Annotated in this window: 22 protein-coding genes; 5 read left to right on the forward strand and 17 right to left on the reverse strand. The window is 72.2% G+C overall.

Annotated features, from left to right (window positions below):
• Positions 1-60 precede the first annotated feature (60 nt).
• The 3 genes from ABZT06_RS43880 to ABZT06_RS43890 all read right to left on the reverse strand — a co-directional run bounded on the left by ABZT06_RS43880 (position 61) and on the right by ABZT06_RS43890 (position 3,171).
• Positions 61-1,218 carry an ROK family transcriptional regulator gene (locus ABZT06_RS43880; protein ID WP_355753979.1) on the reverse strand — a complete coding sequence of 386 codons (1,158 nt, stop codon included), beginning with the start codon at positions 1,216-1,218 and terminating at the stop codon, positions 61-63.
• A 106-nt stretch (positions 1,219-1,324) separates the two neighbouring features.
• Positions 1,325-1,987: a response regulator transcription factor gene (locus tag ABZT06_RS43885; protein ID WP_355753981.1), complete on the reverse strand. Its 663-nt coding sequence runs from the start codon at positions 1,985-1,987 to the stop codon at positions 1,325-1,327.
• Between the two features lie 14 nt (positions 1,988-2,001).
• Positions 2,002-3,171, reverse strand: coding sequence for a histidine kinase (locus tag ABZT06_RS43890; protein ID WP_355753983.1), 1,170 nt, complete (start codon positions 3,169-3,171; stop codon positions 2,002-2,004).
• A 108-nt stretch (positions 3,172-3,279) separates the two neighbouring features.
• Between ABZT06_RS43890 and ABZT06_RS43895 the strand changes: the two genes are divergently transcribed.
• Positions 3,280-4,200: an ABC transporter ATP-binding protein gene (locus ABZT06_RS43895; protein ID WP_355753985.1), complete on the forward strand. Its 921-nt coding sequence runs from the start codon at positions 3,280-3,282 to the stop codon at positions 4,198-4,200.
• Position 4,201: 1 nt separating this feature from the next.
• A complete protein-coding gene (locus ABZT06_RS43900; protein ID WP_355753988.1) occupies positions 4,202-4,927 on the forward strand; it encodes an ABC transporter permease in 726 nt (241 codons plus the stop codon).
• A 136-nt stretch (positions 4,928-5,063) separates the two neighbouring features.
• Here the strand turns inward: ABZT06_RS43900 and mug are convergent, their stop codons facing one another.
• From mug to ABZT06_RS43945, 9 genes are all read right to left on the reverse strand, one after another.
• Positions 5,064-5,612 (reverse strand): G/U mismatch-specific DNA glycosylase, encoded by a 549-nt coding sequence (gene mug / locus ABZT06_RS43905; RefSeq protein ID WP_355753990.1) that lies wholly within the window; start codon positions 5,610-5,612, stop codon positions 5,064-5,066.
• A gap of 13 nt (positions 5,613-5,625) precedes the next feature.
• A complete protein-coding gene (purB, locus tag ABZT06_RS43910; protein WP_355753992.1) occupies positions 5,626-7,068 on the reverse strand; it encodes an adenylosuccinate lyase in 1,443 nt (480 codons plus the stop codon).
• A gap of 131 nt (positions 7,069-7,199) precedes the next feature.
• Entirely contained in the window at positions 7,200-7,973 is a 774-nt protein-coding gene (locus tag ABZT06_RS43915) for an SGNH/GDSL hydrolase family protein (protein ID WP_355753994.1), read from the reverse strand.
• Between the two features lie 54 nt (positions 7,974-8,027).
• A complete protein-coding gene (locus tag ABZT06_RS43920; RefSeq protein ID WP_355753996.1) occupies positions 8,028-9,041 on the reverse strand; it encodes a hemolysin family protein in 1,014 nt (337 codons plus the stop codon).
• A 464-nt stretch (positions 9,042-9,505) separates the two neighbouring features.
• Positions 9,506-10,834, reverse strand: coding sequence for a hemolysin family protein (locus ABZT06_RS43925; protein WP_355753998.1), 1,329 nt, complete (start codon positions 10,832-10,834; stop codon positions 9,506-9,508).
• Positions 10,835-10,883: 49 nt separating this feature from the next.
• Complete coding sequence (locus tag ABZT06_RS43930; RefSeq protein ID WP_355754001.1) at positions 10,884-11,309, reverse strand: GNAT family N-acetyltransferase; 426 nt, start codon at positions 11,307-11,309, stop codon at positions 10,884-10,886.
• A gap of 56 nt (positions 11,310-11,365) precedes the next feature.
• A complete protein-coding gene (locus ABZT06_RS43935) occupies positions 11,366-12,286 on the reverse strand; it encodes an LLM class F420-dependent oxidoreductase (RefSeq protein WP_355754004.1) in 921 nt (306 codons plus the stop codon).
• Positions 12,287-12,335: 49 nt separating this feature from the next.
• Positions 12,336-14,903 carry an ABC transporter permease gene (locus tag ABZT06_RS43940; RefSeq protein ID WP_355754007.1) on the reverse strand — a complete coding sequence of 856 codons (2,568 nt, stop codon included), beginning with the start codon at positions 14,901-14,903 and terminating at the stop codon, positions 12,336-12,338.
• A 4-nt stretch (positions 14,904-14,907) separates the two neighbouring features.
• Positions 14,908-15,702, reverse strand: a complete 795-nt coding sequence (locus ABZT06_RS43945; protein ID WP_355754009.1) for an ABC transporter ATP-binding protein — start codon at positions 15,700-15,702, stop codon at positions 14,908-14,910.
• A gap of 207 nt (positions 15,703-15,909) precedes the next feature.
• Between ABZT06_RS43945 and ABZT06_RS43950 the strand changes: the two genes are divergently transcribed.
• Together ABZT06_RS43950 and ABZT06_RS43955 are read left to right on the forward strand one after the other, a co-directional pair.
• Positions 15,910-16,143, forward strand: a complete 234-nt coding sequence (locus ABZT06_RS43950; RefSeq protein ID WP_053847655.1) for an antitoxin — start codon at positions 15,910-15,912, stop codon at positions 16,141-16,143.
• On the forward strand, positions 16,140-16,514 hold the full coding sequence (locus tag ABZT06_RS43955; RefSeq protein WP_355754013.1) for a fic family toxin-antitoxin system, toxin component: 375 nt from the start codon (positions 16,140-16,142) through the stop codon (positions 16,512-16,514). Before ABZT06_RS43950 ends, ABZT06_RS43955 begins: the two co-directional genes overlap by 4 nt.
• On the opposite strand, the gene ABZT06_RS43960 is transcribed toward ABZT06_RS43955, so the two are convergent.
• From ABZT06_RS43960 to bioB, 5 genes are all read right to left on the reverse strand, one after another.
• Positions 16,515-16,664, reverse strand: coding sequence for a hypothetical protein (locus ABZT06_RS43960; RefSeq protein WP_355754015.1), 150 nt, complete (start codon positions 16,662-16,664; stop codon positions 16,515-16,517).
• Positions 16,665-16,852: 188 nt separating this feature from the next.
• Positions 16,853-17,542 carry a class I SAM-dependent methyltransferase gene (locus ABZT06_RS43965; protein ID WP_355754017.1) on the reverse strand — a complete coding sequence of 230 codons (690 nt, stop codon included), beginning with the start codon at positions 17,540-17,542 and terminating at the stop codon, positions 16,853-16,855.
• A 115-nt stretch (positions 17,543-17,657) separates the two neighbouring features.
• Positions 17,658-18,395 carry a dethiobiotin synthase gene (bioD, locus tag ABZT06_RS43970; RefSeq protein WP_355754019.1) on the reverse strand — a complete coding sequence of 246 codons (738 nt, stop codon included), beginning with the start codon at positions 18,393-18,395 and terminating at the stop codon, positions 17,658-17,660.
• Between the two features lies 1 nt (position 18,396).
• Positions 18,397-19,683, reverse strand: a complete 1,287-nt coding sequence (locus ABZT06_RS43975) for an adenosylmethionine--8-amino-7-oxononanoate transaminase (protein ID WP_355754021.1) — start codon at positions 19,681-19,683, stop codon at positions 18,397-18,399.
• Positions 19,676-20,851, reverse strand: a complete 1,176-nt coding sequence (gene bioB, locus ABZT06_RS43980; protein ID WP_355754023.1) for a biotin synthase BioB — start codon at positions 20,849-20,851, stop codon at positions 19,676-19,678. Before bioB ends, ABZT06_RS43975 begins: the two co-directional genes overlap by 8 nt.
• A gap of 148 nt (positions 20,852-20,999) precedes the next feature.
• Between bioB and ABZT06_RS43985 the strand changes: the two genes are divergently transcribed.
• Positions 21,000-22,127 carry an 8-amino-7-oxononanoate synthase gene (locus ABZT06_RS43985; protein ID WP_355754025.1) on the forward strand — a complete coding sequence of 376 codons (1,128 nt, stop codon included), beginning with the start codon at positions 21,000-21,002 and terminating at the stop codon, positions 22,125-22,127.
• Positions 22,128-22,165: the final 38 nt, after the last annotated feature.

Genomic DNA, 22,165 nt, shown 5'->3' on the forward strand with positions numbered 1-22,165 from the left:
GCGCCAGCGGGGGGCCCCCCGCCGCGGGGCCGGGGCCACCGCCGTATGTCATGGGACCGCTCACCGCCGCGCGGTCACCGTGCCCTCCACCGCGAACAACTGCTCCTCCACATGGTCGAGGGCCAGTCGCAGCGCGCCCGTCGCCACGGCCGCCTCGCCGAGGAGCGACAGGGCGACCCGGGGCGGGCGCAGACAGTAGCGGGCCAACTCGCGCCGCAGCGGCTCCAGTACGCCGTCCAGGCCGGCCGCCCAGCCGCCGACCACGACGAGTTCCGGGTCGAGGGCCAGCACGAGAGCCGCCACGTCGTGCACGAGCCGCTGGATGAAGCGGTCCACGGCCGCCCTGGCCCGCAGGTCGCCCTCACGCGCCTGCGCGAAGACCTCGGCGACGGCCTGTTCGTCGAGCGGGTGCAAGGGCTCGTCCGTGGTGGACAGCAGCGTCTCCGGGGTGACCTCGCGGCCCAGCAGATGCAGTGCGCCGATCTCCCCGGCCGCCCCGCCGTACCCCCGGTGCAGCCGCCCGCCGATCAGCGAACCGGCGCCGGGGCTCAGCCCGGCCAGCACGAACACCACGTCGTCGGACTCGGTGGCGGAGCCCTTCCAGTGCTCGGCGACCGCGGCCGCGTTGGCGTCGTTCTCGACCAGTACCGGGCACTTGAAGGAACGGCTGAGCCGCTCGCCGAGCCGCAGTCCCGTCCACTCGGGCAGCGCCGCGCACAGCCGTATGGTGCCGTCCGCCTCCACGATGCCCGGCGAGGCGACGCCCACGGCCCACAGGGAGTCGCGCGCGACCCCGGCCCGGCGCAGCAGTTCGGCCACCGCGGTGCGCAGCCGCTCCAGGCGTTCGTCGGCCGAGGCCGTCTCGTCGACGTCCTTGGCCACCGCGCCGAGCACCTTGCCGTCGAGATCGGACAGGAGCGCGGCGACCCGGTGCGGCCCGATGTCGAGGCCCAGCAGATGCCCGGCCTCGGCCCGGAACCGGAACCGCCGGGCAGGCCGCCCCTGCCTGCGGGCGACGCTCTCGTCCGCCGCCTTCTCGACCACCAGGCCGCCCTCGATGAGCCCCTCGACGACCCCCTCGACCGTCGGCCGGGACAGGCCCGTCACCCGGGTGATCTCGGTCAGCGTCGCGCAGTCCGTGGCACGCAGCGCGTGCAGCACCACCGCGGAATTGATCCTTCGCAGGAGCGAGGGGTCCCCGCCGGTCAGTCGCCCCAACGTCCGTCCTTCCAGCTCGCGCGCGTGTTGGGCGGATCGTACCGGTCGCTTCGCTGGGATTGTGCCGCGAGCCTGGCCCTTTTTCGGCTGCCGCCCCGTTCACCTCTCACCCCGGCGCCACGAACCCCGACTCGTAGGCCGCGATCACCGCCTGGGTACGGTCCCGTGCCCCCAGCTTCGCCAGCACGGCGCTCACATGCGACTTGACGGTCTCCGTGCCGACGACCAGCCGCCCGGCGATCTCCGCGTTCGACAGACCGTGCGCCATCAGCCGCAGCACCTCGGCCTCCCGCTCGGTGAGCTGGGCCCGCTCCATCGCGGCCCGGGCCGCCCGGTTGCCGCCCTGCTCGCCGTACCGGGCGGCCAGCTGCCGTACGGAGGAAGGGAACAGCAGCGACTCACCCTCGGCGACCAGGCGCACCGCGTGCACGATCTCGGCCGGCCGGGCCCGCTTCAGCAGGAAACCGTCGGCACCGGCCCGCAGCGCCTCGTACACGTACTCGTCGTTCTCGAACGTCGTCACCACCAGGATCTTCGGCGGCTCCTGGACCGTCCGCAGCACCGCGCGCGTGGCCTCGATGCCGTCCAGCAGGGGCATCCGTACGTCCATGGCGACCACGTCGGGCCGCAGCTGCCGCACCAGGGGGATCACCGCCGCCCCGTCGGCCGCCTCGCCGACGACCTCGATGTCGGGCTGCGCCTCCAGCACAGCCCGCAGACCGGCGCGTACGAGGGGTTCGTCGTCGACGAGGAGAACGGTGACGGGCATCCGGTCAGCGTAGATCAGCGGAGCGGCAGCTCAGCATGCACCTGCCAGTCACCCCGGTCGGGTCCGGTGTGCGCGTGGCCGCCGAGCAGGGCCGCCCGTTCGCGTATGCCGCGCAGCCCGCTGCCCCGCCCGGGGCCGGGTGTGGCGGCCGTCAGCCGACTGCGGACCTCCAGGGCGAGGGTCTCGCCCGTGACCTCGATACGGACGTGGACCGGAACGGCGCCCGCGTGCCGCAGCACATTGGTCAGCGCCTCCTGGAGGATCCGGTAGCCCTCCCGGGAGACCGGCCCGGGCACGGTGTCCACCGGCCCGGTCAGTTCGGCCTCCACCTTGGCGCCGGACGCGCGCGCGGACTCCAGCAGCCGGTCGGCGTCCGTCAGTGTCGGGCGGCTGCTCACCGGCCGCTCGGACTCGCGCAGGATGCCGAGGACACGTTCCAGGTCCTCCAGCGCGGCCCGGCCGGTCTCCTCGATGGCGTTCAGGGCGCGGTCCGTGAAGGCCGGATCGCCGGCCGCGCGGGCGGCGCCCGCCTGCACGACCGCGACGGTCAGCGCGTGCCCGATGGAATCGTGCAGCTCGCGCGCGATGCGGGTGCGCTCCAGGAGCTGCTCGGTGCGCTCCTCCATGGCGGCCAGTCGCTCGGCGGGGGAGGGCCCGAGCAGCCGGAGCGCGAGCGCGGTGATCAGCCGGCCCGAGCCGACCACGGTCGCCGCGAGTGCGGCCAGCGACACGGGCACGAGCAGGACGTGCCACCACCCGTGGCCGTCGAGGAGGACCAGCAGGCCCTCGTCGACGTCATGGCCGAAGGCCGACGCCACCAAGTCCACCGAGCTGATGAGCAGCCGCACGCTGAGCATCGCCGTCGCGTAGCCGAGCAGCAGCCGCGCCTCCAGCCACACGACGAGCCGCCACCGGTCGTTCCAGGACGCCGACGGCGCGACGACGATGTCGAGGCTGTCGCTGTTGTGCCGGTGTCCGGTCAGCAGCAGCCTCGCCTGCAGCCCCTCCACGGTGCGCATCGCGGGCACCAGCCCGGCGGGCGCGAGCGTCACGGCCGCGACCAGCCAGATCCACCACGCTTCCTCGACGAACAGCCACATGGCCGGCCACACGACGGCGATGAACAGATGCAGCCATCGTGTGTACGTCACCGCCCGGCCGAACGGGCGCAGCAAGCGGACCATCCGGTCATCGTGCCAGCCACCACCGACATCGGGCCTCCCCCGCACGGGGGAGACGATCTCCACGCGCGGGGGAGGCCCCGCACCCGCGGCACCGGCCAGGCTGCTGCCATGACCAGCATCGAAGTCCAGTCCCTCACCAAGGAGTTCGGCACCCGGCGTGCCGTGGACGACGTCACCTTCCGTGTCCTCCCCGGCCGTGTCACCGGCTTCCTCGGGCCCAACGGCGCCGGAAAATCCACCACCATGCGGCTCGTCCTCGGTCTCGACCGACCGACCTGCGGGACGGCCACGATCGGCGGCCGCGCCTACGTCACCCTCGACGAACCCCTGCGACATGTGGGCGCCCTGCTCGACGCCCAGGCCGCGCACGGCTCCCGCACCGGCCGTGACCACCTGCGCACGCTGGCGGCGAGCAACCGCATCCCCGACCGCCGGGTCGACGAGGTGCTGGAGCGCACCGGGCTGGGTTCGGTGGCCCGGCGCCGGGTGAAGACGTACTCCCTGGGCATGCGGCAGCGGCTCGGCATCGCGGCCGCCCTGCTCGGCGACCCCGGGGTGGTCATGCTCGACGAGCCCTCCAACGGCCTCGACCCCGAAGGCATCATCTGGATCCGCGAGTTGCTGCGCCGGCTGGCCTCAGAGGGCCGCACGGTGCTGGTCTCCAGCCACCTCATGAACGAGACCGCGTCCTTCGCGGACCACCTCGTCGTCCTGGGCCGAGGGCGCCTGCTCGCCGACACCCCGATGAGGGAGTTCATCCACGCGCGTGTGCAGCCCGGCGTCCGCGTCCGCACGACGGACCCGACCGCGCTCAAGAGCGCCCTCGCGCGGCACGGCCACGACGCGGTGCAGCACGAGGACGGCCACTGGACCGTGCAGCACGCGCGCGTGGACGAGATCGGCGCCATCGTCTCCGCCGCGGGTGTCCCCCTCCTCGAACTCGCCGCGGAGGAAGCCACCTTGGAGCAGGCCTATCTCGACCTCACCTCCGCCGAAACCGAGTTCACCGCGCAGCCCCAGGAGGCCTGACATGCCCTTCGTCCCCGTTCTCCGCTCCGAGTGGCTGAAGATCCGTACGCTCCGCTCGCTCCCGGGCGCGCTGTCGGCCCTCTTCGCCGCGACCACCGCGTTCTCGGCGATCGCCGGAGTCTCCGAGACCTCCGACCCCGGGTTCGACCCCCTGTTCATGGCCCTGTCCGGCGTCGCGCCGGGCCAGATCGCGGCCATCTCCTTCGGCGCCATGGCGGTATCGTCGGAGTTCCACGGGGGTGGGCTCCGGCTGTCGCTGGCCGCGGTGCCGCGGCGGGGGCGGTGGTTCGCGGCGAAGGCGACGGCCATCGCCGTACCCGCTCTCGTGGTCGGCCTGCTGACCGCCCTCACCGCCCTCGTCGTGGCACGTGCCGGACTCGGTGACGCGGCGAGCGGCCTCAGCGCCGGGGAACAAGTACGCGGTGTCGTCGGCTGCGGGATCTACCTCACCCTGATGGCGCTGCTGGCGGCCGGTCTCGCGATGGTGCTGCGCAGCGGGGTGGCCGCGCTCTCGCTCCTGATCCCGTTCATCCTGGTCGTCTCGTTCGTCATCGGCGATGTGGCCGGTGGGGCCACCGACTTCCTGCCGGACCGGGCGGGACAGATCGTCCTGTACGAGTCGCACGACGGACCGCTGGGACCGTGGACGGGACTCGCCGTGACCGCGGCATGGGCAGCGGCTGCCCTGGCGGCGGGGGCCTGGAGCCTGCGACACCGGGACGCCTGACCCTCACGTCGCCTGACGCCCCGCCAGATGTCAGTCCGGGCAGCGGCCGCGCCGGGGGCCGGCCACACTCGAGCTGTGCTTCGAGCGGTGCTTCGAACGGGTCGAGGAGGCACCCCGCTGACCCGCTGACGACCCGCTAGCCGTCCTCCGCCGCCACCCGCAGCCGGGCGAACTCCTCCGCCATCGTCGCCGCCGTCCAGTGCGCGTTGAGGCCGCTCGGATTGGGCAGCACCCACACGCGCGAGTCCCCGATCGTCCGTTCCTGCGGCCCGACCTTCGCCTTTCTGTCGTCGAAGGCCGCGCGATAGGCGGTGACCCCCACCACGGCCAGCCAGCGGGGCCTGAGCCGCGCCACCTTCCGCGCCAGCAGCCGCCCGCCCTCGCGGTACTCCTCGGCGCTCAGCTCGTCCGCCCGCGCCGTCGCCCGGGCCACGACATTGGTGATCCCGAGCCCGTACGACAGCAACTCCTGCTGCTCCGACGGCTTCAGCAGCCTCGGGGTGAAGCCGGAGAGGTGCAGCACCGGCCAGAACCGGTTGCCGGGCCGGGCGAAGTGATGACCCGTCGCGGCCGTCATCAGACCGGGGTTGATGCCGCAGAACAGCACATGGAGACCGTCCGCGACGACGTCCGGTACGAGACGGTCGCGGGCGGCCTCCAGCTCCTCGGGGGTGAAGCGCGTCATCGCGTGAGGAGCGTCAGAGGATCGCCCCGGGCGTGTAGCCCGCGGCCGCCGGGTGCTGCTTGACGATCTCCTCGATCCGGCCGACGACGGCCGCGACCTGGTCGGCCGCGGCGCCCGTGAAGGACAGCTTGTCGGCCATCAGCACATCGAGCTGGGCACGGTCCAGCGGGATGCGCTCGTCGGCGGCCAGCTTGTCGAGGAGCTCGTTGCGCTCGGCGCCCTGCTCGCGCATCGCTAGGGCGGAGGCGACCGCGTTCTCCTTGATCGCCTCGTGCGCGACCTCACGGCCGACACCCGCGCGCACCGCGCCCATCAGCACCTTGGTGGTGGCGAGGAAGGGCAGGTAGCGGTCCAGCTCGCGGGCGACGACGGCCGGGAAGGCGCCGAACTCGTCGAGCACCGTGAGGAAGGTCTCCAGGAGGCCGTCCAGCGCGAAGAACGCGTCCGGCAGCGCGACCCTGCGCACCACCGAGCACGACACGTCGCCCTCGTTCCACTGGTCGCCCGCCAGCTCACCGGTCATCGAGGCGTAGCCGCGCAGGATGACCATCAGGCCGTTGACGCGCTCGCAGGACCGCGTGTTCATCTTGTGCGGCATCGCGGAGGAGCCGACCTGACCGGGCTTGAAGCCCTCGGTGACCAGCTCGTGCCCGGCCATCAGCCGGATCGTCTTGGCGAGCGAGGAGGGGGCCGCGGCCAGCTGCACCAGCGCGGTGACGACCTCGTAGTCCAGCGACCTGGGATAGACCTGACCGACCGAGGTGAACGCCTGCGAGAAGCCCAGGTGACCGGCGATCCGCTGCTCCAGGTCCGCCAGCTTCGACGCGTCCCCGCCCAGCAGGTCCAGCATGTCCTGCGCGGTGCCGACGGGGCCCTTGATGCCGCGCAGCGGGTAGCGGGCGAGAAGCTCCTCGACCCGGCCGTAGGCCACCAGCAGCTCGTCCGCCGCGGTCGCGAAGCGCTTGCCGAGGGTGGTGGCCTGCGCCGCCACGTTGTGGGAGCGGCCGGCCATGACCAGCTCGCCGTACTCGCCGGCCAGCTTGCCGAGGCGGGCCAGGACGGCCACGCTGCGGTCGCGGATCAGCTCGAGGGAGAGCCGGATCTGGAGCTGCTCGACGTTCTCCGTGAGGTCCCGGGAGGTCATGCCCTTGTGGACCTGCTCGTGCCCGGCGAGGTCGTTGAACTCCTCGATCCGCGCCTTCACGTCATGCCGCGTGACCTTCTCACGCTCGGCGATGGAGGCCAGGTCGACGGTGTCGAGGACCCGCTCGTAGTCGGCGAGGGCCTCCTCCGGCACCTCGATCCCGAGGTCCTTCTGAGCCCGCAGCACGGCGAGCCAGAGCTGACGCTCGAGCTTCACCTTCTGCTCGGGCGACCAGAGCGTGGCGAGCTCGGCGGAGGCGTAGCGTCCGGCGAGGACGTTGGGGATGCGGGGCTTGGCGGGAGCGGAAGTCACGTGTACGGATTCTACTGGCGATTCCTGCAGGCCAGCGTCAGGCCCCCCTTCGTCGGAACCTACGAAAGGCGGACGAGGTCGACCACGCACGTTGACCACGCACGTTGACCACGCGCTTGTGTACGACGTCCTCAGTGCTCGTACGGCAGGAGGTCGGGCCGCTTCGGCGGGAGGCCGTCACCCGAGGATCGGCCCGTCAGGCGCCGTCCGATCCACGGCAGCAGGTGCTGCCGGGCGAAGCGGGCGTCCGCGATGCGCCGCGCGACCCACCTCGGGGGGACCGTCGCCGGGATCGGTGTGCGCCACTCCGTGTCCTCGGGGTCGTAGCCGAGGGTCTGCCACACGGCCTCGGCGACACGGCGGTGGCCCTCGGCCGTCAGGTGCAGCCGGTCCACGTCCCACAGGCGCGGGTCGGAGAGCGAGGGGGCACCGTACAGGTCGACGACCACCGCGCCGTGCCGTGCGCCGAGTTCGTCGACGACGGTGAACAGCTCCTCCATGCGCGGCCGGAAACGCTCCAGGACCGGGCCCTGGCGGCCGGGGCTGCGCATCAGGACCAGCTGCTTGCAGGACGGGGCCAGCCGCTCCACGGCCTCCGTCAGCAGGTCGCGCACCCGCACCATGTCGCACTTGGGGCGCAGGGTGTCGTTGAGCCCGCCCACCAGCGTGATCACGTCCGGCTGCATCGCAGCCGCCACGTCGACCTGCTCGTCGACGATCTGCTGGATCAGTTTGCCGCGCACCGCGAGGTTGGCGTACCGGAAACCGGGCGTCACGGCGGCCATCCGGCCGGCCAGGAGGTCGGCCCAGCCCCGGTAGGAGCCGTCCGGCAGCAGGTCCGACATGCCCTCGGTGAAGGAGTCGCCGACCGCGACCAGGCTGGAGTAAGTGGGATTCGTCTGCATGGCGGAAGAAATGGTAACTCGATCACATACTTGCCGGTCGGTGAGTTCGGGTTGTCACACCTGTCGCCCGAACAGTTCCCGCAGCACGTCCTCCATCGTCACCAGCCCCGCCAGCCGTCCGTCCGCGCCGAGCACCGCCGCCAGATGGGTCCGGCTGCGCCTCATCGCCGTCAGCACGTCGTCCAGCGGTGTGCCCTCCCGGATCTGTGCGATCGGCCGCATGTCCCGCACCGGGAACGGCAGATCCCGGGGCGAGGCGTCCAGCGCGTCCTTGACGTGCAGGTAGCCGACGATCCGGCGTCCCTCGTCCACCACCGGGAAACGGGAGAACCCGGACTCGTTAGACAGCGCCTCCAACTGCTCCGGCGTGACGCCCACGCGCGCGTAGACCACGCCTTCCAGGGGCAGCACCACGTCCCTCACGGGTCGCCGGCCCAGCTCCAGCGCGTCGTGCAGCCGCTCCCGCGCGCGCTCGTCGATCAGTCCCGCCTCGCCGGAGTCCCGCACGATCCGCGCCAGCTCGGCGTCCGAGAAGCTCGCCGTGACCTCGTCCCTGGTCTCCACGCGCAACAGCTTCAGCAGGGCGTTCGCGAAGGCGTTGACCGCGAAGATCACCGGGCGCAGTCCGCGCGCCAGCGTGACCAGCGGTGGCCCGAGGAGCAGCGCACTGCGCACCGGTTCCGCGAGCGTGACGTTCTTCGGGACCATCTCGCCGAACAGCATGTGCAGATAGGTCGCCAGGGTCAGCGCGATGACGAAGGACACCGCGTGCCCGGCGCCCTTCGGCACGCCCACCGCGTGGAACACCGGCTCCAGCAGATGCGCGATCGCGGGCTCCGCGACCACGCCCAGGACCAGCGTGCACAGCGTGATCCCCAGCTGCGCGGCCGCCATCAGCGCGGAGACGTGCTCCAACCCCCACAGCACGCTCTTCGCACGCCGGTCCCCCTGGTCGGCGTACGGCTCGATCTGACTGCGCCGCACCGAGATCAACGCGAACTCGGCCCCCACGAAGAAGGCGTTGACGACGAGCGTCGCCAGACCGATCAGCAACTGGACAGCGGTCATCGTTCACTCCTCCCCGCGCGGGGTGGCTGCGCGACGGCCCGGATCTCCAGGCGGGGTGGCTGGACCGTGGTCCTGACCCCGGGCGCCTGCTGTGGTGACCGGTAGCCGGTCGCCCGGCGCGTCGTCGTCTGCTGCGGCGGCCGGCCTGCGGGCATCACTGGGGCCCCCTGTTCGGGAGGCCGGCCGGGGGTATGTGTTGGGGGTGCCTGTCGTGGTGACCGGTAGCCGGTCGCCCGGCGCGTCGTCGTCTGCTGCGGCGCGCCGGCCTGCGGGCATCACTGGGGCCCCCTGTTCGGGAGGCCGGCCGGGGGTGTGCGCTCGGGGTGCCTGCTGCGGTGACCGGTCGGCACTCACCGCGCGAGTGCCCTCGTTCGGGAAGTGGCCGGTGACCGCGCCCGCCCCTCCGGGCGGCAAGTGGCCGGCTCTCACCCGGCGAACCTCCTCCCACCCCGACCGAACGGCGTTCATGCCCCCTCCTCCCCATCCCCGCCCACGGGCGCGTGCAGCAGTACCCGCGCCGCCCTGCGTCCCTGCGCGTCCGTCACGTCGAGCTGCCAGCCGGCGACCTCCACCGAGTCGCCGACGGCCGGGATCCGGCCCAATTCCGTCGCCAGCAGTCCGGCCAGCGTCTCGTACGGTCCCTCTGGTGCCCGCAGGCCCACGCGCGCGAGCTGGTCCATGCGCGCCGAACCGTCGGCCCGGAAGAGCTCCCTGCCGTCCTCGTCGGTGCCCGCGGGGTCCAGGTCGGGCGTCTCGTGCGGGTCGTGCTCGTCCCGGACCTCGCCGACGACCTCCTCGACGATGTCCTCCAGCGTGGCCACGCCCGCCGTACCGCCGTACTCGTCGATGACGACCGCCATCGTGCGCTTGCCGGAGAGCCGGTCCAGGAGCCGGTCCACGGTGAGCGACTCGGGCACCAGCAGCGGCTCCCGCAGCAGCTCGGCGATCGAGGCGCGGGGCCGCCGTTCGGCCGGTACCGCCAGGACGTCCTTGATGTGCGCGATGCCCACCACCGAGTCGAGACTGCCGCGGTAGACGGGGAACCGGGACAGCCCCGTCGCGCGCGTCGCGTTCGCCACGTCCTCGCAGGTCGCCTGGACGTCCAGGGCGATCACCTGCACCCGCGGGGTCATCACGTTCTCCGCGGTCAGGTCGGCGAGGTTGAGCGTGCGTTCGAACAGCTCGGCGGTGTCCGCCTCCAGCGCGCCCGCCCGGGCGGAATGCCGGGCCAGCGCGGCCAGCTCCTGCGGCCCGCGCGCGGACGCCAGCTCCTCGGCGGGCTCCAGACCGAAGCGGCGCACCACCCGGTTGGCCGTGTTGTTGAGGTGGGTGATGAAGGGGCGGAAGGCCGCGCTGAACCAGCTCTGCGCGGTGCCCACCCGCTTGGCCATGGCCAGCGGCGAGGAGATCGCCCAGTTCTTGGGCACCAGCTCGCCGACCACCATCAGGAACACCGTCGACAGCGCCGTTCCCAGCACCAGCGCCAGCGACCGGGACGTCGACGCCGAGATCCCGAGCGACTCCAGGGGCCCCGCGATCAGCGCAGCGATCGACGGTTCGGCGAGCATGCCGACGACCAGGTTGGTCACGGTGATCCCGAGCTGCGCCCCGGACAGCTGGAACGTCAGATTCCGTACGGCTTTCAGGGCGCCGGACGCGCCCCGCTCACCGCGCTCCGCCGCCCGCTCCAACTGGCCGCGGTCCACCGTGGTCAGCGAGAACTCCGCCGCCACGAAGGCACCGCAGGCCAGCGAGAGAAGGATCGCCACCAGCAGGAGGAGCACTTCGGTCATCGGGTCACCTCCGTCCCATGATCGGGCAGGGTCCCCAGGATCGCCCGTCCTAGTCCGCGAGGGGCTTCACCCAGCGCCGCCACTTCTCCTCGGGCGCGTACCCCGCCGCGCGCCAAGCGTGCTGTGCCGTCTCGTTGCGCACCAGAACCATCGCGTCCCCGCGCCGCCCGCCGAGCCGTACGAACCGCTCCTCCGCGGCCGTGAGCAGCGCCGAACCGATGCCCTGCCGACGGCGACCAGGATGCACTGCGAGCCGGTACAGATGACACCGCCAGCCGTCGAAGCCCGCGATCACCGTGCCGACGAGTTCGCCGTCGAGCTCGGCGAGGATCAGTGCCTCGGTGTCGCGGGCGACCAGTCGCTCCACGCCGTCCCGGTCGTCGCTGATGCTCGTCCCCTCGGCGGACCGCTTCCAGAAGGCCAGCACGGTGTCGAGGTCGTCGGGCGTCGCGGCCCGTATCCGCAGGTCGGTCATACGGCGATCCCATCACGCGGGACCGTCCGGCACCCCGAATTCCAGCATCCGGACGGCTACCGCCCCCGCAATTGCGCCATCACCGGTGCGAACGCCTCCATGGACGCTTCCAGCACCGTCAGATAGGTGAAGCCGTACCGCTCGCGCTGCGCCAGCACCTGCGCGACGAGCTCCTCGACCGTACCGATCAGCATGATGGGCAGCTCCAGAGCCTGCTGGAGGGTCAGGTCCGGCAGCCGGTGCAGGAACGGGGTGGCCACGGCCTCGCGGTCGTCGGTGACGACCACCGTCTGGATCAGCAGGTTCAGTTCGGCCGGCTCCTTGCGCCCCTCGGCCAGTCGCCGGTACCGCGCGACGCGCTCGTCGAGTTGCTCGGCGGTGGTCGGGGTCAGCTTGCCGGTCGTGTTGCCCGGCATCAGGGTCGCCCCGGTGAAGGCCGCGATGTCGGCGTACTCGGCGGACAGTTCCAGCATCCGGTTGCCTATGCCGCCGATCAGCAGGGGCACCCGGGGCCGCTGCACCGGCTGGGGCACATGGTCCGGCGAGGACAGCAGCCGCTCCAACTCCTCGACCAGGTGCCGCAGATGGTCCACCCGCTCGCCCGGCGAGCCGAAGGGCAGCCCCGCCTGGTCGTGCTCGGACCGCACATAGCCGGTGCCCAGACCGAGTTCGAGGCGGCCACCGGTGAGGGCGTCCACGGTGGCCACCTCACGGGCGAGCAGCGCCGGGTTCCAGAAGCCGGCGTTGAGGACGAATGTGCCGAGCCGCGGGCGTTCGGTAACCTCCGCCGCCGCGACCAGCGCCGGGAACGGCGCGACCTTGCCGAGATGGTCGGGGACCAGGATCACGTCGTAACCGAGTTCCTCGGCCTGTCGGCACTTGGCGCGCCAGTCGGCGTCGGTGGCGGCGGCGGTCAGATTGACGGCGAAGCGGAAGGGGCGGGACTGAACCGGGCCGGGCTGCACGGGGCGGGGCATGAACTCTCCTCAGCGACAAGCGACTTGAGTTGTCTGCCCCGCGATTCCATCATTCGTGCGCGATCGCCGCCAGTACGTTCATGCGCGATGCACGCAACGCCGGCAGCAGCGCCGCGACGATGCCCACCACCGCCGAGCCGACGACGACCGCGACGATCGTGCCCCAGGGGATCGCCAGCGCGTTCAGGCCCTGAAGCGCCAGCACCTGCTGGGTGCACACGCCCCAGACCAGCCCGAGCGTGAGTCCCAGGACCGCGCCGAACACCGCGATGACCACCGACTCCAGCCGGATCATCCGCCGCAGCTGGCGCCGGGCGAGCCCGATGGCGCGCAACAGCCCGATCTCCCGGGTGCGCTCCACGACCGACAGGGCGAGGGTGTTGACCACGCCGAGCACCGCGATGACGATCGCGAGTCCGAGGAGCGCGTACACGAGGTAGAGCAGGACGGCGATCTGGTCATGGACCAGGTCCTTGTAGTCGGCGAGGTCGCGCACCTGGACCTGCGGATACGGGTCGAGGGTCTTCTCCAGACCGGCCCGCAACCGGTCGGCGCCGGTACCGGAGGAGGCGTTGACGTACAGCGCCGAGTCCTGGCCACCCGGCGCGAACCGCTCCAGCGTGCCCAGACCGAAGTAGATTCCGCCCTGCGTCCCGAATCCGTCCGCCGAGTCCTGGTCGGTGAGGGCGCCCACGGTCAGTTCGCTGCGGCGCCCGCCCTGGAACTCGACGGGAATCCTGCTGCCGACCCTCACCTGGTGTTCGCGCGCGAAGTCCAGGTCCATGGCCAGGTGTCCGGAGGCGAGCGCGGCGGCGGTGTCGCCTTGCGCGTAGGTGATGTGGGCGACCTCGTCGAGCTGCGGGTCGTACCCGGCGGCGGTGGTCTCGACGCGCTTGCCGTCCGGCAGCCGTACGGCGATAGGGGCGAACCTCGACCGTACGACGAGCCCGGCGCCCTCGGTGCCGCGCACCGCGTCGGTGACCTCCTGCGGGAACGGCAGGAAGTTGCCGTTCTGCACGACGAAGTCGGCGCCCAGGGTCTTGTCGATCTGGTCGTCGAAGGACTTGGACATCGAGGCGCTGGCCACGGACATCCCGCCGACCAGGGCGAGGCCGACCATCAGGGCGGCCGCGGTGGCGCCGGTGCGGCGGGGGTTGCGCAGGGCGTTGCGCTGGCTCATCCGCCCGACCGGGCCGAAGAGGGCAGGGAAGGCGCCGCCCAGCACCCGGATGACCGGCCGCACCAGCAGGGGGCCCGCGATGACGGTGGCGAGGAGGGTCAGGACGATGCCGAGGCCCAGCAGGGAGGCCGCCGACGCGGTCTTCGACGAGGTCGCACAGCCGACCAGCGCGGCGGCGCCCGCCGCGCCGACCACCCCGCCCACGATCGCCCGCATGCGCAGCGGCTTGCCGATCCCGGCGATCTCGGCGTCGGCGAGGGCCGCCATGGGGGAGACGCCCGCCGCGCGCCGGGCCGGGAGATAGGCCGCGACGAAGGTGACGCCCACGCCGACGACGTAGGCCGCCACGGGTGTTCCCCAGCCGATGACCATCTCGCCGGTCCGGATGTTCATGCCGAAGGCGTTCATCAGCGCGATGAGACCGACGGCGAGAGCGATGCCCGTGCCGAGTCCGACCGTGGAGCCGACCAGGCCGAGCAGGGTGGCCTCGGTGAGCACCGAGCGGCGCACCTGGCGCCGGTCGGCGCCGAGTGCGCGCAGCAGGCCCAGCTCACGCGTGCGTTGGGCGATCAGCATGGAGAAGGTGTTGACGATCAGGAAGATGCCCACCAGGACGGCGATGCCTGCGAAGCCGAGCATGACGTACTTGATGACGTCGAGGAACCCGCCCAGCTGGTCGACGTCCGACTTCGCCTGCTCGTCGGCGGTCCGGTACTCGTAGGTGCCTGTGCCGAGCGCGGCTGCCACGCGCTGCTTGAGCACGTCGTTGCTGACGCCCTCGGCGGCGTCGACGGAGATGCTGGTGGCGGCCTTCGAGGAGCCGAGCAGCTTCGCCTGCGCGGTCGGCGGGTCGAGGAACAGCAGCGTGGCACCGGGGTTGGTGGTGGTGAACGTGGCGATGCCGACGATCCGTACCTTGAACGAGCCCGGCGCCGCGATCACGGTGAGCGGGTCGCCGATGCGCAGATGCCTGCGGTCGGCGGTCTCCGAGTCCAGGAGGGCCTCGGCCGGACCGTGCGGGGCGTGGCCCGAGGTGAGCTTCACCGGGCTGCGCGAGGTCGGGTTCCAGTCGGTGCCGATGGTGGGGGCGCCGGTGGTGGAGCCCACCGACTCGTTCTCGGAGTCGGCGACGGTGATCCCGTCGTCCTCCGCGTCGAAGCGCGCGGCGCCGACCCCCTCGACCCGGGCGACCCGGTCCGTGAGCGCGGCCGGCAGGGTGGCCGTCGTCCCGGACGGGATGGCCTCGCGCAGGTCCTCCTTCGGGCTGATGGTGAGGTCGGGGGCGGTCGAGGCGAAGAGCCGGTCGAAGGTGCGGCTCAGGGTGTCGGAGAAGATCAGGCTGCCCGAGACGAACGCCACGGACAGGACCACGGCCAGCGCGGAGAGCAGCAGCCGCCCCTTGTGGGCGAGGAAACTGCGGAGCGTCGCCTTCAGCACGGGGTCAGTCCTCTTCGGGAGCGGCGTCGAACTGACCGCGGATCACGTCGAACCGCTTCATGCGTTCCAGCACGGCCTCCGCGGTGGGCCGCTCCATGTTGTCCACGATCCGCCCGTCCCCGAGGAAGAGCACCAGGTCGGAGTGGGCGGCCGCGCCCGGGTCGTGGGTGACCATGACGACGGTCTGCCCGAGCTGGTCGACGGCCTCGCGCAGGAACCCGAGGACCTCCAGGCCCGCCCGTGAGTCGAGGTTGCCGGTCGGCTCGTCCGCGAAGATCAGCTCGGGCCGGGAGGCGAGCGCGCGGGCGCATGCGACGCGCTGCTGCTGACCGCCCGAGAGCTGCGAGGGCCGGTGCTTCAGGCGGTCCCTGAGGCCCAGGGTGTCGATCACCTGGTCCAGCCACTTCTCGTCGGGCTTCTTGCCGGCGATGTCCATGGGCAGGGTGATGTTCTCGGCCGCGTTCAGCGTGGGGATCAGGTTGAACGACTGGAACATGAACCCGATCCGGTCCCGGCGCAGCCGGGTCAGCTCGCGCTCCTTGAGTCCCGTGATCTCGGTGTCGCCGAGCCAGACCTGCCCGGCCGAGACGTTGTCGAGCCCCGCCAGGCAGTGCATCAGCGTGGACTTCCCGGAGCCCGAGGGCCCCATGACCGCGGTGAAGCGGCCGCGCGCGATGTCCACGTCCACCGAGTCCAGGGCCAGCACGGCCGTCTCGCCCGAGCCGTACGCCTTGGTCAGACCGCGGGCGCGGGCCGCGATCGCCTCGGCCGGGGCGTGCTCCGCAGCAGCTGTGGACAAGGCTCTCTCCTCGCTCGTGGGCGGCGCTCGCGGACCGGGTGGTCCCCATCCGGCCGAGGGTAATGTGATCCATCCCACACCGGTATCCCCCGTGGGGTCGAGACGGTCTCCACCGCAGGTCGGGCTTCCGGTATCGGTGTAAGGGGCACATTTGATCCGCCGCGGGCCCCCTTGCCGTTGCTAGCACTTCGGCGCTAGCTTCGAGGTATGGCGAAGACTCAGTTGAACGTGCGGGTGGACGAGGGCACCGCCCGCGCCGCCCGTGAACGTGCCCTCGCCCGCGGCGTGAGCGTCAACCGCTACATCGAGGAACTGGTCATGAAGGACACCGGAGAGGCGGGCCAGGCCTTCGTGGAGGCCGCGGCCGACTTCATGAAGCAGTACGAGTCCGTGTTCGCGGAGGAGTTCGGCAAGGAGAGCAAGGAACACGAGGGTCGTTGAGCGATCTGCACATCGATCTCGCCTGGCTCCTGATGCTCGCCGAGCAGAAGACCCCGGGCGATCCCCAGGTCACCGACTGGGGCGCCCTGGTCGCCGCCGTGGCCCGGCACCAGGCCGAGATCTTCGACATCCCGGTCTATGACAGTCCGCACATGCGTGCCGCGGCGCTGCTCCAACTCCTCATCCACGTCCCGGCGTTGGAGCGCACCAACGCGCTCTTCGCGTGCGCGGTCGGGTACGCCTACCTCGTCGCGAGCGGACTCCGGGTCGTCACCTCGCCCGAACTCGTCCGGGACCTCGCCAAGGTGGCCAAGAGGGGCGACGCCTCGGTGCACGACATCGCGCGCGAGCTCCAGCGGTGGACCCTCTGATCAGTGCTCCTTCACCGGCGGCCGCCACGCGGTGCCGAGGACGCAGAAGGACGTAGGCATAGGCGGCTCGTTCTCCGGCGTCGACAGCCGCGGGTAGGGGCCGGGTTGGAGCCCGGTGTCCCGCAGGGTGGCGACCAGGGGAGGCTGCACCGTGTGGTGGACGCTTTGATCAGTGCTGCGTCGGCGGCGGCCGCCAGGCGGTGCCGAGGACGCAGAAGGACGTGGGCATCGTGGGGCCCTTCTCCGGCGTCGACAGCCGCGGGTAGGGGCCGAGTTGGAGCCCGGTGTCCCGAAGGGCGGGGCCCAGGGGAGGCCGCAGCGTGCGGTGGACGCTTTGATCAGTGCTGCGTCGGCGGTGGCCGCCAGGCGGTGCCGAGGACGCAGAAGGACGTAGGCATCGTGGGGCCCTTCTCCGGCATCGACAGCCGCCGGTAGGGGCCGAGTTCGAACCCGGCCCCCCGCAGCGCCGCGACCGGGTCGCGGGCCAGATGGCAGCCGCCGCTCAGCGGAGGCCACACCGTGCGGTCCAGGGCACGCTGGGTGAGGCGCATCGCCGGGCCGCCGCCTCTGCCGTGCTCGAAGAACCGCACGACCCCGCCGGGCCGCAGCACCCGGCGCACCTCGCCGAGCGCGCGCGGCACATCGCGCACACTGCACAGCACCAGCGAGATCACCACGGCGTCGAAGGCCTCGCTCTTGACGGGCAGCGCCTCCGCGGCCCCGGGCACCACGTCGACCGGCACCTCGGAGCGCAGGGCTGCCTCCACCGCCAACTGCCGCAGCCGGCGCTCCGGTTCGATCGCCACGACCTCGGAGACCGTGCCGGGATAGTGCGAGAAGTTCAGGCCGTTGCCCGCACCGATCTCGATCACCCGCCCGGACAGCCCGGCGAGCAGCCGCTCCCGCACCCCGGCCATGCCCCATCTGGTCTCGGCGGTGGTGCTGATCCGGGCGTAGTACCGCGCGAACAGCGGATGGTGGACGGGGTCCCGGGACACCTTGCCGGAACCGGCGGACCGCAGCGCCATGGCAGCCTCCCTCACCGGACAGGACCGACCTCACCGCCATTGTCCCCCGCGGGACCCCGTCGCACCCCTGCTGCCGCATTGAACCGGTACGGCTCATCACGGAGGGCGAGGCATCCTACGACTGGGCGGGGGCGCTTCCGGGAGCCTCGCGCGCCCCGAACGCCTCCGCGTCCCACGTCCCGTCCAGCCGTGGTGCCAGCCAGCCCGGCGCCGCACTACGGAAGTCGGCCGGCGCCAGCCCGCCCGCTCCGGCCGGCAGGGCGCCGAGCAGGGCAGCCCCGGACACGTCCGGCAGATCCGCGAGGTTGCACCGTGAGGCGAGATCCGGGGAACGGGGCCAGCTGCCGATCACCACACCCGCCAGGTCGAGGTCCCGACGACGGAGCTCACGGGCCGTCAACTCCGTGGTGTTGAGCGTCCCCAGGCCCGCCGACGCCACGACCAGGACCGGCGCCCGCAGCTGCTGCGCCGCGTCGGCCAGCGTCCCGCCCTCGTCGTCGAAGCGGACGAGCAGCCCGCCCGCCCCCTCCACCAGCACCAGATCGTGCTCGACGGCCAGCTTGGCGGCGGCCTCGGCGACCTCCTGCGGGCGCACCGGCTCGAGAGCAGCCCGTCGCGCGGCCGTCGCCGGGGCCAACGGCTCGGGATAGCGGGCGAGTTCGGCCTTCGTCACGGCACCCGCGAGCCGCGCCACCTCGTCGGCGTCCCCGGGCTCGTCGGGCCGTACGCCGGTCTGCGCGGCCTTCAGGACGGCGACCGTCCGTCCGGCGGCGAGCGCGGCGGCGGCGACGGCGGCCGTGGTGACGGTCTTGCCGACCTCCGTGCCCGTCCCCGTGATCACCAGTATCGGCATGTCATCCCTCCCGGGCGGCGGCACCCACCGCACGCGCGATCCGTGCCACGTCCTCGTCTCCCGTGACGTAGGGCGGCATCGTGTAGACGAGGTCGCGGAACGGCCGCAGCCACACGCCCTCGCGTACGGCGGCCTGTGTCGCGGCCCTCATGTCGACGTCGTGGTCCAGCTGGACGACCCCGATGGCGCCGAGGACCCGTACGTCCTTCACACTCGGCAGCGCACGGGCCGGCTCCAGCCCCTCCCGCAGCCCCGCCTCGATCCGCTTGACCTCCGCGAGCCAGTCCTGCCCCAGCAGCAGCCCGATCGACGCGCAGGCCACCGACGCGGCCAGCGGATTGCCCATGAAGGTGGGGCCGTGGGCGAGCACCGGCACCTCGCCCCGCGAGATCCCGTCGGCCACCCGAGGCGTGCACAAGGTCGCCGCCATCGTCATATAGCCGCCGGTCAGCGCCTTGCCCACACACATCACGTCCGGGGTGACCGCCGCGTGCTCCGCCGCGAACAGCGCGCCGGTGCGCCCGAACCCGGTGGCGATCTCGTCGAACACCAGCAGCACGTCGTGCGCGTCGCAGGCCTCGCGCAGCACCCGCAGATACGCGGGGGAGTGGAACCGCATCCCGCCCGCGCCCTGCACCACCGGCTCCACGATCACCGCGGCCAGCTCCTCCGCGTGCCGCTCGATCGCCTCGCCCAGCTGATCGGCGTACGACTCCTCGTACTCGGCCGGAGGCGCGTCCACGAACACCTGGCGGGGCAGGACCCCGGACCACAGCTCGTGCATCCCGCCCTCGGGGTCGCACACCGACATGGGCTGCCAGGTGTCGCCGTGGTAGCCGCCGCGCCAGGTCAGCAGCCGCTGCTTGCCCGGACGGCCCAGCGAGCGCCAGTACTGCAGGCACATCTTCACCGCGACCTCGACCGACACCGACCCCGAGTCGGCGAGGAACACATGCTCCAGGCCTTCAGGAGACATGTCGACAAGCAGCTTCGCCAGCCGGACGGCGGGCTCGTGGGTGAGCCCGCCGAACATCACATGGCTCATCCGCCCGAGCTGCTCGCGTGCGGCCTCGTTGAGCACCGGGTGGTTGTAGCCGTGGATCGCCGACCACCAGGAGGACATCCCGTCGACCAGCTCCGGGCCCTCGGCGAGCCGCAACCGCACCCCGCTCGCCGATTCCACGACGAGCGGGTCGACCCGGCCGGGCATCGGACCGTACGGATGCCACACGTGCCGCCGGTCCAGCGCCAGCAGCTCCGGCACAGGCAGGACGGGCAGATCAGGCATTGGGCGCGAGATCCGTTCCGGCACCTCGACGGCGTACGGCGACGAGATCGGTCCGCGCCTCGTTGGCCGGCGTGGAGGGGGTCGTCGTACCGCAGACTCCGCCGCCCTCGTGCGAGCCGCACCCGGCGGATTCATGGGAACCGCATCCGCCGCCCCCGGCCGTCACCCGGTGCTCCGGCAGCGTCACCTCGCCCGCGCCCTCCACCTCGAAGCCGGCGTCCGCGATCATCTCCAGGTCGGCCTTGCCTGCCTGGCCCTCGGTGGTGAGGTAGTCGCCGAGGAAGATCGAGTTGGCCAGGTTCAGGGCGAGGGGCTGCATGGTGCGCAGGTGGACCTCGCGGCCGCCCGCGATGCGGACCTCGACGTCCGGGCAGACGAAGCGGACCATGGCCAGGATGCGCAGGCAGCGCTGCGGGGTGAGGTTCCACTCCTTGGCCAGCGGGGTGCCCTCGACCGGGATCAGGAAGTTGACGGGAACCGAGTCGGGGTCCAGCTCGCGCAGCGAGTAGACGACGTCGACCAGGTCCTCGTCGCTCTCGCCCATGCCCGCGATCAGGCCCGAGCAGGCGGACAGGCCGGCCGCGTGCGCCTTGTTCACGGTGTCGACCCGGTCGGCGTAGGTGTGGGTGGTGGTGATGTCGCCGTAGGTCGACTCGGAGGTGTTGAGGTTGTGGTTGTAGGCGTCCGCGCCCGCCTCGCGCAGCCGCTCGGCCTGGCCGTCGGAGAGGAGACCGAGGCAGGCGCACACCTCGACGCCCTCGTTCTGCTCCTTGATGGCCTTGATGGTGCCCGCGACCCGGTCCACGTCACGGTCGGTGGGACCACGCCCCGACGCCACCAGGCAGACCCGCTTGGCGCCGCCCGCGAGACCGGCCGCGGCGGCCTGGGAAGCCTGGTCGGGCTTGAGCCAGGTGTACTTCAGGATGCCGGTGTCGGCGCCGAGCCGCTGGGAACAGTAGGAGCAGTCCTCGGGGCACAGCCCGGACTTCAGGTTGACGAGATAGTTGAGTTTCACCCGGCGTCCGAACCAGTGCCGGCGCACCTTTCCGGCCGCGGCCACCACGTCGAGCAGGTCGTCGTCGGAGGTCGCCAGCACGGCCAGCGCCTCCTCGCGGGTCGGCAGCTCGCGCCGAAGCCCCTTGTCCACCAGCGTGTTCAGCAGGTCCATGAGAGCCGATCCTGTCCTACGGACCCGCCTCGGGCCAAGGTAGGGATCGAACAACTCACCCGCTTCGACGTGTGGGTATTGCCACACCGTGGGTAGCGTTTGCTGCCGCTAGGGTCTGTCCGTTGTCTACAAAAGCCCCGGAGGACCCATGGCGTTCGGCTGGATCGACGAGCAGGCGGCGGCCCGCCGGGAGGCCGGGCTCGTACGGACGCTGCGGCCGCGTCCGGCCGAGTCGCCGCTGCTGGATCTCGCGAGCAACGACTACCTGGGCCTCGCCCGTCATCCCGAGGTCGTGGCGGGCGCCGCGGCGGCCGCGCGGACCTGGGGCGGCGGCGCGACCGGGTCCCGGCTCGTCACCGGCACCACCGAGCTGCACGCCGAACTCGAGCGCGAACTGGCCGACTTCTGCGGCTTCGAGGCGGCGCTCGTCTTCTCCTCCGGCTACGCGGCGAACCTGGCCGCCGTCACCGCGCTCGCGCCGCACGGCACGCTGATCGTCTCCGACGCGGGCAACCACGCCTCCCTCATCGACGGCTGCCGACTGGCCCGCGGTACGACCCAGGTCGTCGCGCACGCCGACCCGGACGCGGTGCGCAAGGCGCTCGGCACACACGACGGGCCCGCCCTCGCCGTCTCCGACACGGTCTTCTCGGTCGACGGCGACGCGGCGCCGCTGGCCGGCCTCGCCGAGGCATGCCGGGAGCACGGCGCGGGCCTGGTCGTCGACGACGCCCACGGCCTGGGGGTGCTCGGCGCCGGCGGCCGCGGGGCCCCGCACGCGGCCGGACTCGCGGGCGCCGACGACGTGGTCGTCACGGTCACGCTGTCCAAGTCGCTCGGCAGCCAGGGCGGCGCCGTCCTCGGCCCCGCACGGGTTATCGAACACCTGGTCAACGCGGCACGGACGTTCATCTTCGACACCGGTCTGGCCCCCGCGTCGGCGGGAGCCGCCCTGGCGGCCCTGCGGCTGCTCGGCCGTGAGCCCGAGCGGGCCGCACGCGCGCGAGAGGTGGCGACCGGACTGCACGCACGCCTGACCGCCGCGGGTCTGGAAGCGGTGCGTCCGGACGCCGCGGTGGTCTCGGTGCGCGCACCGTCCCCGGAGGAGGCCCTTCAGTGGGCGGCCGACTGCCGTGCCGCCGGGCTCTTCGTGGGCTGTTTCCGGCCCCCTTCCGTGCCCGACGGGATCTCCCGGCTCAGGCTGACCGCCCGCGCGGACCTCTCCGAGGAACAGATCGAACGCGCTGTACGTGTGATCGGCGGAACACGACCATGAGTCGGCGTGACACGGCCGTGCGCCGGACGGACTGAAGC

It is taken from the genome of Streptomyces sp. NPDC005483, assembly GCF_040606035.1.
Classification (GTDB): Bacteria; Actinomycetota; Actinomycetes; order Streptomycetales; family Streptomycetaceae; genus Streptomyces.

What these genes read in the sequence shown, in the direction of transcription:
- ABZT06_RS43885 (WP_355753981.1), bottom strand. Translation starts at nt 1,987, where the DNA reads ATGCCCGTCACCGTTCTCCTCGTCGACGACGAACCCCTCGTACGCGCC.
- ABZT06_RS43890 (WP_355753983.1), bottom strand. Translation starts at nt 3,171, where the DNA reads ATGGTCCGCTTGCTGCGCCCGTTCGGCCGGGCGGTGACGTACACACGA.
- ABZT06_RS43895 (WP_355753985.1), top strand. Translation starts at nt 3,280, where the DNA reads ATGACCAGCATCGAAGTCCAGTCCCTCACCAAGGAGTTCGGCACCCGG.
- ABZT06_RS43900 (WP_355753988.1), top strand. Translation starts at nt 4,202, where the DNA reads ATGCCCTTCGTCCCCGTTCTCCGCTCCGAGTGGCTGAAGATCCGTACG.
- mug (WP_355753990.1), bottom strand. Translation starts at nt 5,612, where the DNA reads ATGACGCGCTTCACCCCCGAGGAGCTGGAGGCCGCCCGCGACCGTCTC.
- ABZT06_RS43915 (WP_355753994.1), bottom strand. Translation starts at nt 7,973, where the DNA reads ATGCAGACGAATCCCACTTACTCCAGCCTGGTCGCGGTCGGCGACTCC.
- ABZT06_RS43920 (WP_355753996.1), bottom strand. Translation starts at nt 9,041, where the DNA reads ATGACCGCTGTCCAGTTGCTGATCGGTCTGGCGACGCTCGTCGTCAAC.
- ABZT06_RS43925 (WP_355753998.1), bottom strand. Translation starts at nt 10,834, where the DNA reads ATGACCGAAGTGCTCCTCCTGCTGGTGGCGATCCTTCTCTCGCTGGCC.
- ABZT06_RS43930 (WP_355754001.1), bottom strand. Translation starts at nt 11,309, where the DNA reads ATGACCGACCTGCGGATACGGGCCGCGACGCCCGACGACCTCGACACC.
- ABZT06_RS43935 (WP_355754004.1), bottom strand. Translation starts at nt 12,286, where the DNA reads ATGCCCCGCCCCGTGCAGCCCGGCCCGGTTCAGTCCCGCCCCTTCCGC.
- ABZT06_RS43950 (WP_053847655.1), top strand. Translation starts at nt 15,910, where the DNA reads ATGGCGAAGACTCAGTTGAACGTGCGGGTGGACGAGGGCACCGCCCGC.
- ABZT06_RS43965 (WP_355754017.1), bottom strand. Translation starts at nt 17,542, where the DNA reads ATGGCGCTGCGGTCCGCCGGTTCCGGCAAGGTGTCCCGGGACCCCGTC.
- bioD (WP_355754019.1), bottom strand. Translation starts at nt 18,395, where the DNA reads ATGCCGATACTGGTGATCACGGGGACGGGCACGGAGGTCGGCAAGACC.
- ABZT06_RS43975 (WP_355754021.1), bottom strand. Translation starts at nt 19,683, where the DNA reads ATGCCTGATCTGCCCGTCCTGCCTGTGCCGGAGCTGCTGGCGCTGGAC.
- bioB (WP_355754023.1), bottom strand. Translation starts at nt 20,851, where the DNA reads ATGGACCTGCTGAACACGCTGGTGGACAAGGGGCTTCGGCGCGAGCTG.
- ABZT06_RS43985 (WP_355754025.1), top strand. Translation starts at nt 21,000, where the DNA reads ATGGCGTTCGGCTGGATCGACGAGCAGGCGGCGGCCCGCCGGGAGGCC.